The 14554-nt window shown below is 31.2% G+C and carries 11 protein-coding genes and 1 tRNA gene; 8 read left to right on the top strand and 4 right to left on the bottom strand.

What is annotated here, in order from left to right; all coding sequences use genetic code 11:
* Window positions 1-90: 90 nt before the first annotated feature.
* Entirely contained in the window at window positions 91-2268 is a 2178-nt protein-coding gene (locus BMY86_RS10715) for a B12-binding domain-containing radical SAM protein (protein ID WP_091469189.1), read from the bottom strand.
* Window positions 2269-2344: 76 nt separating this feature from the next.
* Between BMY86_RS10715 and BMY86_RS10710 the strand changes: the two genes are divergently transcribed.
* From BMY86_RS10710 to BMY86_RS10695, 4 genes are all read left to right on the top strand, one after another.
* Complete coding sequence (locus BMY86_RS10710; RefSeq protein ID WP_177177168.1) at window positions 2345-5665, top strand: T9SS type B sorting domain-containing protein; 3321 nt, start codon at window positions 2345-2347, stop codon at window positions 5663-5665.
* Window positions 5666-5715: 50 nt separating this feature from the next.
* The gene (bshC, locus tag BMY86_RS10705; protein ID WP_091468962.1) at window positions 5716-7296 is read left to right on the top strand and encodes a bacillithiol biosynthesis cysteine-adding enzyme BshC; all 1581 of its coding nucleotides are present in this window, start codon (window positions 5716-5718) and stop codon (window positions 7294-7296) included.
* Window positions 7297-7460: 164 nt separating this feature from the next.
* A complete protein-coding gene (locus tag BMY86_RS10700; protein WP_091468959.1) occupies window positions 7461-8285 on the top strand; it encodes a formylglycine-generating enzyme family protein in 825 nt (274 codons plus the stop codon).
* A 61-nt stretch (window positions 8286-8346) separates the two neighbouring features.
* Window positions 8347-8766 (top strand): nucleoside-diphosphate kinase, encoded by a 420-nt coding sequence (locus BMY86_RS10695; RefSeq protein ID WP_091468956.1) that lies wholly within the window; start codon window positions 8347-8349, stop codon window positions 8764-8766.
* A 131-nt stretch (window positions 8767-8897) separates the two neighbouring features.
* On the opposite strand, the gene BMY86_RS10690 is transcribed toward BMY86_RS10695, so the two are convergent.
* From BMY86_RS10690 to BMY86_RS10680, 3 genes are all read right to left on the bottom strand, one after another.
* On the bottom strand, window positions 8898-9191 hold the full coding sequence (locus BMY86_RS10690; RefSeq protein WP_091469185.1) for a DciA family protein: 294 nt from the start codon (window positions 9189-9191) through the stop codon (window positions 8898-8900).
* A gap of 1 nt (window position 9192) precedes the next feature.
* A complete protein-coding gene (locus tag BMY86_RS10685) occupies window positions 9193-9615 on the bottom strand; it encodes a hypothetical protein (RefSeq protein WP_245745654.1) in 423 nt (140 codons plus the stop codon).
* Window positions 9616-9703: 88 nt separating this feature from the next.
* Window positions 9704-9778: transfer RNA gene (locus BMY86_RS10680), tRNA-Pro, on the bottom strand.
* 156 nt (window positions 9779-9934) lie between these two features.
* Between BMY86_RS10680 and udk the strand changes: the two genes are divergently transcribed.
* The 4 genes from udk (at window position 9935) to scpA (ending at window position 14544) form a co-directional block, all read left to right on the top strand.
* A complete protein-coding gene (udk, locus tag BMY86_RS10675; RefSeq protein ID WP_091468952.1) occupies window positions 9935-10546 on the top strand; it encodes a uridine kinase in 612 nt (203 codons plus the stop codon).
* Complete coding sequence (locus BMY86_RS10670) at window positions 10546-10899, top strand: FtsB family cell division protein (RefSeq protein WP_091468948.1); 354 nt, start codon at window positions 10546-10548, stop codon at window positions 10897-10899. The genes udk and BMY86_RS10670 overlap by 1 nt, the downstream gene beginning before the upstream one ends.
* 157 nt (window positions 10900-11056) lie before the next feature.
* The gene (locus tag BMY86_RS10665; protein WP_091468944.1) at window positions 11057-12418 is read left to right on the top strand and encodes a methylmalonyl-CoA mutase subunit beta; all 1362 of its coding nucleotides are present in this window, start codon (window positions 11057-11059) and stop codon (window positions 12416-12418) included.
* Between the two features lie 2 nt (window positions 12419-12420).
* Window positions 12421-14544 (top strand): methylmalonyl-CoA mutase, encoded by a 2124-nt coding sequence (scpA, locus tag BMY86_RS10660; RefSeq protein WP_091468942.1) that lies wholly within the window; start codon window positions 12421-12423, stop codon window positions 14542-14544.
* The last annotated feature ends 10 nt before the right edge of the window (window positions 14545-14554 follow it).

Below are 14554 nucleotides of genomic sequence, written 5' to 3'. Positions count from 1 at the left end.
GAAAAAATCAATAGAAATTATAATTTTACACAAAAATTACAATAAAACAACAAATAAATCGCAAAATGTAAATATTATTAACTTTTTTTACTATAAAATTAACAATCCACTTTCACGTAAGGAAGTAACTTGTTTTGAAAACCAAAATAATTCAAAATCTTCAAAATGAGATTCAAAATCGAGTTTTAAATCTTTTAGTAACATTGGTTTATCAGAAAGTTTAGATAAGATTTCATTCAACCATTGGGCTTTATCTTTTTCTAATGAAATTTCAACAAAATCTGATTTAGTATGAAAAGAAAGTTTTGCCATTTCCCATGAATTTCCTTTTTTCGATTTGGTAAAAAACTCAATGATAGGCTGATTTCCAATCCAAAGTATTTTCGAATTGGGTTTTACAGAAAAATCGGAAGTGTCGTAAATAGCATTTTCTATAAAATCGGGCTGAATTTTAGTTCTTGGAATTTTAAAATCGAACCAATCTTGTAGATCATAATCGAAGCAAATGCCATGCATATAATTAAACAAAGACTTCTTTAATCCGAAACTAAATTTATCATGATTGATTCCGGTTTTATCGGTAAATTGAATATCGTTGTTTGCAAAAGTTATTTCATTTTGTTGCGGAATGACTCCAAATGCTTCAGGATGTAACCCAACTGGTGAATGAGCTGTCATGGCAAATTGATGCCAAAATCCGGATTGAATAACACCTAATTGAAACAATTGACGCACCATTTCCAAACTATCTACTGTTTCCTGAATCGTTTGAGTTGGATATCCGTACATTAAATATGCATGAACCATAATTCCAGCTTCGGTAAAATGATGGGTAACTTTAGCAACTTGTTCAACAGTTACTCCTTTTTTAATTAATTCTAACAAACGATCTGAAGCCACTTCTAATCCGCCCGAAACAGCTATACAACCAGAAGCTTTCAAAAGCAAACACAAATCTTGTGTAAAACTCTTTTCAAATCGAATGTTGGTCCACCACGTAACTACTAATTTCCTATGTATTATCTCCAAAGCTACTTCACGCATTAATGCTGGTGGTGCTGCTTCATCAACAAAATGAAAACCATTTTCACCCGTTTGCGCTATTAGTTCTTCCATTCGATCAACCAAAATTTTCGCCGCAATTGGCTCGTAAATTTTAATATAATCTAAAGAAACATCACAAAAAGTACATTTCCCCCAATAACAACCATGAGCCATAGTTAGCTTATTCCAACGACCATCGCTCCACAAACTGTGCATTGGATTGGCGATTTCAATTACTGAAATGTATTTATCTAATAATAAATCCGAATAATCAGGTGTTCCGACTTCCGATTGTTTATAATCTTGTTTGGTAGTATTGTTTTTATAAACGACTTCGTTATTCTCTAAAAGGAAAGTACGTTTAAACTCATTGGAATTTGGATTTTGAATATTGGAATTTAAAAGTTCCACAGGCAATTCGCCATCATCTAAAGTGATGAAATCGAAAAACTCAAAAACTCTAGTATCTTTTAAACTACGTAATTCGGTATTTGGAAAACCACCACCCATTGAAATTTTAATTTCTGGAAAATTGGTTTTAAAATATTGCGCACAACGAAAAGCACTATATAAATTCCCAGGAAAAGGTACAGAAATCAACACTAATTTAGGTTGAACAGTTTTAATTCGTTCGTCTAAAATTTTTAGTGTAATTGAATCAATAAATGTAGTTTCGTTTTGTAATTCAGTATATAATTCATCAAACGAATTGGCACTTCTTCCTAAACGTTCTGCGTAGCGACTGAATCCGAAGTTTTCATCGACACATTCAACGATAAAATCAGATAAATCTTCTAAATACAAAGTCGCCAAATGCTTCGCTTTATCCTGCATTCCCATATTTCCAAAAGCCCATTCCATATCATCTAATTGATTGAAACGAGAAGCTTCTGGTAAGAAATTTCCACTACAAATTTGTCTTGCTAATGTGGGATTATTACCTTGAAGAAAAGCTATTACAGCATCGATAGTTCGGATATAATCAGCTTTTAAACTATAAATACGTTGTGTATTTTCAGAAAGAAGTTCTGTTGATTCAATGGATTGGAAAATTTGCTCTAAACCAGTTTTTGAAAACAATTCTAAAATCACTTCAATACCCAAATCCATTTGAAAAGCGGAAATGTTTTTCGTATTTAAAAACCCTTTAATATATGCCGTTGCCGGATAAGGAGTGTTTAATTGCGTAAATGGCGGAGTGATTAATAAAATATCTTTTTTCAAGGGAAATTGTTTTGACAAAGATAAAAATTAATTGTGGATGGCGAAAAATGTTTATTTTTGTACGAAAATTTACTACATGTTAAAGAATATTTTACTTTTTATAACATTCTTATTTTCACAATTTAGCTTAGGGCAAGATTTTCAATGGGTAAGACAATTTGAAGGAAGTTATTTTTCCAATGAAAATGAAAGTGCAATTGAAGTCGATAATAGTGGAAACAACTATACTTTTGGTATAATATTCGAAGAACTTTTTGATTTAGACCCGACATCTGGAACTCAAATAATAGATAATACTTCTCAAAGCACATCACCAAAATGTAGTTTATTTTTAACAAAACTTGATACAGATGGTAATTTCATTTGGGGCAAAACTTTTGGAAGTATATTTGGTTTTGGTGATAAGGTAATTGATATAGAAATAGGAACAGATGGTAATATCTATTTACTAGCTGATATACGTGAACAAACAACTTTTATTCAAAAATTCATTACTATTTTTAAAATTGATCCTTTAGGAAATATATTAATGACAAAAAAAATAACTAATCTTGCCAATCCTAATCCATATGACACTTATTCTTCATCCTCATTAGCTTTAGATAATCAAAATAATATTTTTATTACTGGTTCATTTAAAGATGATTTAAAAATTGACCCAACAAATCCGCAATTATATTTTAATACAGGATCAGATTCTTTTTTATTAAAAATAAATACTCTGGGAAATATAGTTTGGGGTAGAAAATTTAATATGTATTTTTTAAATTCACATTATGAAAGTGTTAAGATTGATAATAATCAAAACCCAATTGTAATTGTTTCAAATGAGGAAAATCAAAGTTATAATAATTTTGGTTACAATATATTTAAGATTAACTCAAATGACGGAACTACAGTATGGCAAAAAATTCTTGATAAACAAAATCCTTCAACTTTTAATATAGATCATCTAAACAATATAATCATAGCTGGCAACGGGAAAGACCCATACGGAAGTGACATAGACGTAGATCCTAGTTCTAACACATTTCTTATTAACCCAACACGATATTTACTTTGGCTAACAAATAATGGAGACTTTTTAGATGTAAAAAAATATCCAGCAGTAAATCCATTTAATTATTTTGCGTTTACTAAAATTGAATTTGACAACAATAATAACACATATTTAGTTGGTCAATTTAATAGTGTTTTTGATGCAGATCCTACAATTAACTATTACCCACTTTCATATTCTTGTGGCAATCCCAATACTAGAGATGCATTTTATATCAAATTTAACAACAATAGAGATTTTGTTAGCGCTTTTAAACTAGGAGATCATAACAATAATTGTATAAATTTTTATTTTACTGATTTTAAAATAAAAAATGACAATCAATATTATGTAGGTAATTTTAGTCCTACTGCAGATTTTGACCCAACTATAGGTACTTATATATTATCTACTAGCGGTATATTTGGTTCTCGATTTACTTTAAAACTTGGTCCATGTGACTCAACAACACCTTCTACAGCTAACAACCAAACTTTTTGTTCTGCTGAAAATCCAACGGTTTCAAGTTTAACTCCAAATTCAAATGATTATAATTGGTATCTTAATTTAAATAGCACTACAGAACTAAACAATTCAACACCATTAATAAACGGTCATGCATATTATGTTTCCAAACAAAAGGGAAATTGCCCAGAAAGCTCTAGAATTCCAGTTATAGTTACAATAAACCCGAGTCCAAATGCTCTAATATTAAACAATCAAACTTTTTGTGAAAACGAAAATGCAGATTTAAATGATATAGTTATTACTGGTCAAAATATTAAATGGTATATTTCAAATACAGCAACAACTGTTTTACCTAATAATACACTTTTACAAAACAATACAACTTATTATGCTTCACAAACAGTAAATGGATGTGAAAGCACAAAAACACCAATACTTATTACAATAATTCCAAATACTTTACCTACATTAATCTCACCACAAACCTTCTGTATACAATATAATTCAACTATTAATGACATTGTTATCACTGGGCAAAACATAAAATGGTATGATGCCGCTACAAATGGCAATTTATTACCAAACACAACAGCATTAGTAAACGGTACAACTTATTATGCTTCTCAAACTATTAATGGATGTGAAAGTAATAGAGTGCCTGTATTAATTCAAATTCAGAATACTCCTGTTCCTACTGGAAATGCAAATCAAAGTTTTTGTATTACTCAAAATGCAACAGTTGCTGATATTATTACAAACGGAATCAATCTTATTTGGTATAATTCTGCAACAGGCACAACTCCATTACCTAGTACAACTTTACTAACAAACAACTCAATTTATTATGCAACTCAATCTATTAATGGATGTGTTAGTCAAAATCGTTTAGTAGTTTCAATTAGTATAATAAACACATTAAATGCAACAAATTATTCTGAAATTTTATGTGACAACTTAAACAACAATTCAGAAATAATAAACTTATCGAGCTATAACACTAATTTAATTGCATCATCCGGAAATACATTTAGTTATTACGATAGCTACAATAATGCTTTAAGTCAGAATTCTGCTGGACAAATAATTAATTTTTCTAATTACAATTTAACAATAGGAACAAATACATTTTATGTTCGTATTGACTCTCCAAATACTTGTTTTCAAATAGTAACTCTAACACTTGAATTAGTCTCAAAACCAAATATTCCAATTAATGATATTGCGCCAATTTGTGAAGGCAGTTTCATTACATTAAATGGAGGAAACAATTATGACACATATACTTGGTCGACAGGTGAAACTTCACAACAAATTACTGTTACACAACCTGGAAATTATTCAGTAGTTGTTACAGAAAATCATGGCACTACCACTTGTACTTCAACTAAAAATTTCTCAGTTGTTAATTCTAATGTTGCTACAATTCAAGAAATTATTAGCGCCGATTGGACAGATAATAACAATACGATTACAGTACAATTAAATAGCAATAGTCAAGGTGATTATGAATATTCATTAAACGGAATTGATTTTCAAAATAGTAACAATTTTGACAATTTAGATCCAGGTGAATACACTGTTTATGTAAGAGATAAAAATGGTTGTGGTATGGTTTCAGAAGAAATTTATTTATTGATGTATCCAAAATTTTTCACTCCAAATGGTGATGGCTATAACGATTATTGGAAAATTAAATTCTCTGAAAACGAACCTAATTTAACCATAAAAATATTTGACCGATATGGTAAATTCATCAAACAATTAGGTAGCAATTCAATTGGTTGGGATGGAACTTATTTAGGTAAAGATCTACCGTCATCAGATTATTGGTTTGTTGTTATTCGTGAAAATGGTAAAGAATACAAAGGGCATTTTTCGTTAAAAAGATAATAAAAGATAATTCCGCAACTGAATTTTTATTTATTTTTACAAAAAAAACTATGCCAACAGATTGTGTTTCGTATCAAAAATCGGGTTATTTTTCTAAACTAATTGTTGATTATTTAGATCAAAAACCTGAAATACAATCATTTTATCATCGTTTTCCGACATTAGAAAATTTTGCTTTACAAATTGGTGAAAAAGCAAAAAATTTTAGCACAACTAACCGATTCACTTTAATTGATGCCTTAGTGAATCAAAATCAAAAGATTGTACTTTCTGAACAAACTCAAACAAATATTGAGTTATTACAATCAGATAAAACATTTACAATTACCACAGGCCATCAATTGAATATTTTTACTGGTCCGGTGTATTTCATTTATAAAATTGCTTCGACTATTAATTTGTGTAAGCAATTAAAAGAAAAGTATCCAGATTACAACTTTGTCCCTGTATATTGGATGGCAACTGAAGATCATGATTTTGAAGAAATCAATCATTTTTATGTAAACGGAAAAAAAATTACATGGAATAAAGAGAGCTTTGGTCCGGTTGGTCGACTTTCAACAGTTGGCTTAGAAGACGTATTTAAAGATTTTTCAAATACTATTGGTGTTGGAGAAAACGCTACATATCTAAAAGAAATTTTTCAAAAAGCATATTTAGAACATTCCAATTTAACGGATGCAACTCGATATTTAGTTAATAAATTATTTTCTGAAGAAGGTTTAGTGATTATTGATGGTGACGATAGTAAATTGAAAAACTTGTTTACTCCTTTTATTAAAGACGAATTATTCAACCAAAACTCATATAAAGAAGTCACTGAAACCATTCAGCAATTCAAAGACTATACGGTTCAAGTAAATCCAAGAGAAATTAATCTATTTTATATAGAAGACAATTTACGTGAAAGAATAATTTTTGAAGACAATGTTTATAAAGTAAACAATACCAAACTTCAATTTTCAAAATCTGAAATTTTAGAAGTACTTGAAAAATCACCAGAAAAATTCAGTCCAAATGTAATTTTGCGACCTTTATATCAAGAAGTTATTTTGCCCAACTTAGCCTATATAGGTGGTGGTGGTGAAATGGCCTATTGGTTAGAATTGAAAAGTAATTTTGAAAACCAAAAAGTTACTTTTCCAATATTAATTTTGAGAAATTCTTTTGTAGTTGCTACTGAAAAACAATTAAAAAAGATTGATGCATTAGGTTTAACTTGGTCAGATTTATTTTTATCGAATTTAGAATTGATAAATCGAAAAACAAAAGAACTTTCAAATCATACTATTGATTTTACTAAACAAAGAGAGTTTTTACAAAAACAATTTTCTGAATTGTATAAAATTGCTGAACAAACAGACAAATCATTTGTAGGCGCTGTAATAGCTCAAGAGAAAAAACAACTAAAAGGCCTAGAAAACCTAGAAAAACGTTTGCTTAAAGCTGAAAAAAGAGTTTTAGCAGAACAACTGAATCGAATTTCAGATATTCAAAATCAATTGTTTACAAAAGGGAGCTTACAAGAGAGAAAAAACAACTTTAGCGAGTTTTATTCAAAAAACTTCATAAATAAGGCTATTTTATTGTCAAATCCATTAAAAAGCGAATTTAGAATCATCGAAATTTAGAAGATTCGCAATAATTAACATGATTTTAACGTTGTAGTTTGACCCAAAAACTGCATTTCATCGATTTTAATTAAAATTCATCTAATATTTCTTGTTTTATTTTGTTGTAATTATATATTTGTGATCGGAAAAATGACCCAAATTTAACATTTAACTAATAAAACATGAAAAAAATAACAATTTTACTAGCAACAACACTACTTATCTCTATTACACTTGTATCATTTACGACTTTACCTTTCCCAATGATTAAAGTTGAAGGAAGTAAATTTTTCATGGGTTCTGAAGACGGAGATGGTTCTGCAGATATCGATGAACAAAAAAAGCATGAAGTAACGGTTAGTAATTTTGAAATCAGCAAGTTTGAAGTTACTGTATGGGAATGGAAACAATTCGTAAAAGCAAAAGGGTTAAAAATGCCTAAAGCTCCAAAATGGGGTTGGAAAGATAAATATCCAATGAACAATATTACTTGGGAAGAAGCTATCGCTTATTGTAATTGGTTAAGCAAAAAAGAAGGTTTAACTCAAGTTTATGGTAAAAACGGACCTTTTTACACTTGTAATTTCCAAGCAAATGGTTACCGTTTACCTACTGAAGCAGAATGGGAATTTGCTGCAAAAGGAGGAAAATCTTCAAAAGGATATAAATATTCTGGAAGTAATACTTTAGATGAAATCGCTTGGCATAAAGGAAATAGTAATGGTACTCCACATGCAGTTGGAACTAAATTACAAAACGAATTAGGTATTTACGATATGTCAGGAAATGTTTGGGAATGGTGTTGGGATTGGTACAATAAAGATTATTACAAAATTGAAAATAGTAATAATCCAAAAGGTCCAGAAAATGGGGAAAAGAAAAGTGTTAGAGGTGGTTCTTGGGATAGTCAACCAAACTATATCAGACCTGCAAATAGAATTTCTACAGCTCCTGAAAAAACACATGAATTTTACGGTTTCCGTTTAGTTAGAACAGTTACTCAATAATTTTCACATATTATATAAGAATAATTAAATTAAATACTACCTTTGCAAAAAATTTAAAAAAATGGCTAGTAATAGAACTTTTACAATGATTAAGCCTGATGGTGTTGAAAACGGACACATCGGTGGTATTTTAAACATGATTACTGAAGGTGGATTCAGAATCGTATCAATGAAATTAACGCAATTAACAGTTGCTGATGCTCAAAAATTTTACGCTGTTCACGCTGAAAGACCTTTCTTTGGTGAATTAGTAGAATTTATGACACGTGGACCAATCGTTGCTGCTATCTTAGAAAAAGATAACGCTGTTGAAGATTTCAGAACTTTAATTGGTGCTACAAACCCTGCAGATGCTGCTGAAGGAACTATCCGTAAAAAATATGCTACTTCTATTGGAGAAAATGCAGTTCACGGTTCAGATTCTGATGAAAATGCTGCAATTGAAAGTGCTTTCCACTTCGCTGGAAGAGAGCAATTCTAATAAAATAGTGAATAGTCACTAGTGATTAGTGATTAGATATAAAAAAAGCGTTCCGATATCGGAACGCTTTTTTATTTAATAAATATGGATATCTAAATACTATTCACCACTCACCTTTCACTACTCACTACTTACCTAAACACAATTTCCTTTATCAATTCTTTTCCCAATTCTTCGTTTAGCATGGTAATGATTTTAGATTTACCGTATTCTAATTCTTGTTTTACCACAGAAGAACTCAACTGAATATAAAGTGTATTCTTTTTTAATTCAATGGCCGAAGTATAATTTTTAATGGCTGGTCCCATCATTTTATTCCATGTTTCCTTTACGTTAACAATATCTAAACCCGATTCGAGTTTATTTGTTTTCATAAATTCCTTCATGACATCACTTATAGAATAATCATCATTAAATCGCTTCATCTTATTTTCTTTTATCGTATGGTATAAATTTTTTAAAATGATAAACAATTTTTGCTTCATTTTCCAACACGAATTCATCTTTAGAAACTGAAACTAACTTTTCTTCCCATTTCGTATATTCCGATTTGGTTTTCAAATAATAACAATTCGCACTATCTACAACCGAAATTTTATCTTTTAAATTTCCTTTTAAGTACGTTCCATCTAATTGTGGTGCAACTTTCTCTCGAGTTCCTTTATTGTCTTTTAAAACAATGAAATCTATAAATTCATTTACTTTATATTCTTTACTATTACCATCTGGAAATTCCACTTTTTCAATTTCCCAATATCCATTTAACTTAGAAATATCTTCTTTTTTAGGTTTAGAAGTACAAGAAAACAAAGTGGATGCGATAAATAAACAGTAAAAAAAGTTTTTCATGATAAGGATTAAATTGTAAAACTCAAAGATACAAAATCAGTAACTAATTAAAATGAAAAAAGAGACTCTCTTTCGAAAATCTCTTTTGTCGGGGTGGCAGGATTCGAACCTGCGGCCTCCTGCTCCCAAAGCAGGCGCGATAACCGGGCTACGCTACACCCCGTATTAGCGAGTGCAAATATATAACTATTTTTATATAAACAAAACTAATTTAAAGTTTTTTATTAAGGTTTATTCTTTAATATTTTAAAGTAGTGACTATAAATTAAAATCAATATTATTTCTATATTTGCTACTCAATAAATCAACACAATAATTTATGTTAATTATAGGCATTGCAGGCGGTACAGGAAGTGGTAAAACCACTGTAGTTCATCAAATTATGAATGAATTACCAGAAACTGAAGTCGGAATTATTTCTCAAGATTCATATTACAAAGAAACACACAATTTAAGCTACGACGAAAGAACAAAAATAAATTTCGATCATCCTCGTGCAATTGATTTCGAATTATTAGTGCATCATTTAAAAGAATTAAAAGCTGGAAATGTTATCGAACAACCAGTTTATTCTTTCGTAACACACAATAGAACAGACGATACTGTTGTTACGCATCCAAGAAAAGTAATGATTGTGGAAGGTATTTTAATTTTCACAAATCCAGAAATTAGAGAACTTTTCGATATTAAAGTATTCGTTCATGCCGATTCAGATGAAAGATTAATTCGTCGTTTAAAACGTGATATTGCAGAGCGCGGTAGAGATATGGAAGAAGTTTTAAATCGTTATCAAACGACCTTAAAACCAATGCACGAGCAATTTATTGAGCCTACAAAAGCTTACGCAGATATCATTATTCCTAACGACAAATACAATACGGTTGCTATCGATGTAGTTCGTGCCGTAATTAACCAACGTATCGAAAAATAATGTTCAAAAGATTTCAAATATTAGTACAAAAAATTCCTTTTCTAAGTTTTTTAGGAAACAAGTACTATTTGATTCTAATTGCATTTATAGTTTGGATGCTTTTTTTCGACAACTATTCGTATTTCGAACATCGTTTTCTCGACAAACAAATTGACGAATTAAACGATAACAAAAAGTATTATCAATCGGAAATCACGAAAGATAGTATCAAAATCAAGCATTTAAAAAACGATAATATGATTGAAAAATATGCACGCGAAAAGTATTTCATGAAGAAAGATAGCGAAGATATTTACATCATTGAATTCGAAGAAGATAAAATAAAAGATAGTTTATTAGAAGCAAAAAAATAATATTTCAAATCAACTATCTTCCTGCTATTCGCTAAATATGTCATTGCGAGGAACGAAGCATTCTAATAATGAACTTCTCATTTCCATCGCAATAACATGATACCGCTGCTATCAGGGCTATAAAACAATATAAGTTTTCAAAACAAAATACATGACAATGAAAACAAACCTATTCCAAGACTTTGAATCTGTTACTTCTAAACAATGGAAGCAACAAATTCAATTTGAATTAAAAGGAGCCGATTATAATGAAACATTGGTTTGGGAATCGCCAGAAGGAATAAAAGTTAAACCCTTTTATCATTCTGATGAAGAAGTAAAAACATTCAACACCAATACAAAAGCCACAGAATTTAACATTTTGCAAAACATTTTTGTTCATGATATTCAAATGTCAAACAAAAAAGCAAAAGACAGCTTAAATCGTGGTGCAGAAAGTATTCGTTTCACCATTGAATCGGATAAAATTGAGTTAGCAAAACTAATGGAAAACTTACCATTAGAAAATGTAACATACTATTTCAATTTACCATTCCTTTCTACAGAATATATAAAATCAGTAAACGATTTCGCTTCTAAAAATAATGCTTCGTTCATTATTCAGATTGATCCAATCGGACAATTATGTAAAGAAGGAAATTGGTTTGAAAATTTAAATGCCGATTTTGATAAACTAAACGAAATCGCAAAAAATTCAGCAAATGCATTTTTAAATATTCAATCTGGAACCTATCAAAATGCAGGTGCTAATATGGTACAGCAACTAGCTTATACTTTAGCACATGTTAATGAATATTTTAATAGAATTTCAGCTATAAATCAACAAATTTCAATAGAAGTTGCCGTTGGAACGAATTATTTCTTCGAAATTGCTAAACTTCGTGCTTTACGTTTGTTATTTTCAACTTTAGCAAAAGAATACAATCATACTTTCGATTGTCAAATCGTTGCCATTCCAACCAAACGTAACAAAACGTTGTACGATTATAACGTAAACATGTTACGTACTACAACTGAATGCATGTCGGCTATTTTAGGTGGTGCAAATTCGGTTTCGAATTTAGCCTACGATGCGATTTACCATAAAGACAACGAATTTGGCGATAGAATTTCGCGTAATCAATTGTTAGTTTTAAAAGAAGAAAGCTATTTTGATAAAGTGAACAATCCTGCAGACGGAGCGTATTATATTGAAACCTTAACAGAACAATTAGCAGAAAAAGCCCTAGAATTATTCAAAGACATTGAAGCAAATGGTGGTTTAATTACGCAATTGATTGAAGGAACCATTCAACGTAAAATTTCGGAAAGCGCTCAAAAAGAACAAGAATTATTCGATTCAGGCAAAGAAATTTTATTAGGAACCAATAAATATCCGAATCCAAACGATAAAATGAAACACGATTTAGAATTGTTTCCTTTTGTTAAAACAAAAGATAGAAAAACATTAATTTCTCCAATTATCGAGAAAAGACTATCTGAAAAATTAGAACAAGAACGTTTATCTCAAGAAGAATAAAAATGAGAAAGAACATACAACATATTACGTTAGAAACTGGAAGTCAGAAGTCAGAAATGACTAACGAAAATACGTTTCAAACAGCTGAAAAAATTGAGGTAAAACCAACCTATACCAAAGAAGATATTGCAGATGTAGAACATCTTGGTTTTGGAGCTGGTTTTGCACCCAATTTACGCGGACCTTACGCAACCATGTACGTTCGCCGACCTTGGACAATCCGTCAATACGCTGGATTTTCAACAGCTGAGGAAAGTAATGCTTTCTACAGAAGAAATTTAGCTGCCGGACAAAAAGGTTTATCGGTTGCTTTCGATTTAGCGACACATCGTGGTTACGATTCAGATCATGATCGTGTGCAAGGTGATGTAGGAAAAGCAGGAGTTGCCATTGATTCTGTGGAAGATATGAAAATTCTTTTCGATCAAATTCCTTTAGATGAAATGTCAGTTTCGATGACGATGAATGGTGCGGTTTTACCAATTATGGCCTTTTATATTGTGGCTGCAGAAGAACAAGGTGTAGCTCCAAAACAATTATCAGGAACCATCCAAAACGATATTCTGAAGGAATTTATGGTGCGAAATACATATATTTATCCACCAACGCCTTCTATGAAAATTATTGCGGATATTTTCGAATATACGAGTAATAATATGCCGAAATTCAACTCGATATCAATTTCGGGATACCATATGCAAGAAGCGGGTGCCACTGCCGATATTGAATTAGCGTACACTTTAGCCGATGGTTTAGAATACATTCGAACTGGTTTAGCGGCCGGAATGGATATTGACACCTTTGCTCCTCGCCTTTCGTTTTTCTGGGCTATTGGTATGAATCATTTTATGGAAATTGCCAAAATGCGTGCAGCTCGTATGCTTTGGGCAAAACTATTGAAACAATTCAATCCGAAAGACGAAAAATCGTTAGCGTTACGTACGCATTGTCAGACTTCTGGTTGGAGTTTAACGGAACAAGATCCATTTAATAATGTAGCTCGTACTGCCATTGAAGCTGCAGCTGCAGCATTTGGAGGAACACAATCGTTACATACAAATGCCTTAGATGAAGCGATTGCTTTACCAACAGATTTTTCAGCGCGTATTGCTCGTAATACTCAAATCTTTTTACAAGAAGAAACCAAAATTTGCAAAACGGTAGATCCTTGGGCAGGAAGTTATTATGTAGAAAGTTTAACGGCTGAAATCACTGAAAAAGCATGGGCTTTAATTGAAGAAGTGGAATCTTTAGGTGGAATGACCAAAGCGATTGAAGCTGGAATACCGAAATTGCGTATTGAAGAAGCGGCAGCGCGTAAACAAGCTCGTATTGATAGTACACAAGATATTATTGTTGGAGTAAACAAATACCGTTTAGAAAAAGAAGATCCGTTACACATTTTAGATGTTGATAACGATATGGTTCGTAAGCAACAAGTTGCACGATTAACTGAAATTAAAGCGAACAGAGATAACGATAAAGCCAAGAAAAGTATTGAAGCACTTACTGAATGTGCAAAAACGGGTAATGGAAATTTATTAGATTTAGCTGTTGAAGCTGCTAGAAATAGAGTAACTTTAGGAGAAATTAGTGATGCTTTAGAAGTAGTTTTCGGACGTCATAAAGCTCAAATTAAATCGATTAGTGGCGTGTATAGTAATGCAATAAAAAGTGACGAAAGTTTTGAAAAAGCTAAACAATTAGCCAACGACTTCGCTAAAAAAGAGGGTCGTCGACCAAGAATTATGATTGCTAAAATGGGTCAAGACGGACACGACCGTGGTGCGAAAGTTGTTGCAACTGGTTATGCCGATGTAGGTTTTGATGTGGATATTGGTCCGTTATTTCAAACACCTGCCGAAGCAGCGAAACAAGCCGTGGAAAATGACGTACATATTTTAGGGGTTTCTTCGTTAGCGGCTGGACATAAAACGTTAGTCCCACAAGTTATTGAAGAACTTAAAAAATATGGCCGTGAAGACATTATGGTTATTGTGGGTGGGGTTATCCCAGCACAAGATTACCAATATTTATTCGACGCTGGTGCTGTAGCTGTTTTTGGTCCTGGAACTAAAATTAGTGAAGCGGCAATTAGTATTTTAGAGGTATTGATTCAGGATTAAAATTCATACT

It is taken from the genome of Flavobacterium urocaniciphilum (genome assembly GCF_900110615.1).
Lineage (GTDB): Bacteria > Bacteroidota > Bacteroidia > Flavobacteriales > Flavobacteriaceae > Flavobacterium > Flavobacterium urocaniciphilum.
Note: the sequence above shows the minus strand (reverse complement) of the source record. Positions and strands in the feature narration are given on the sequence as shown.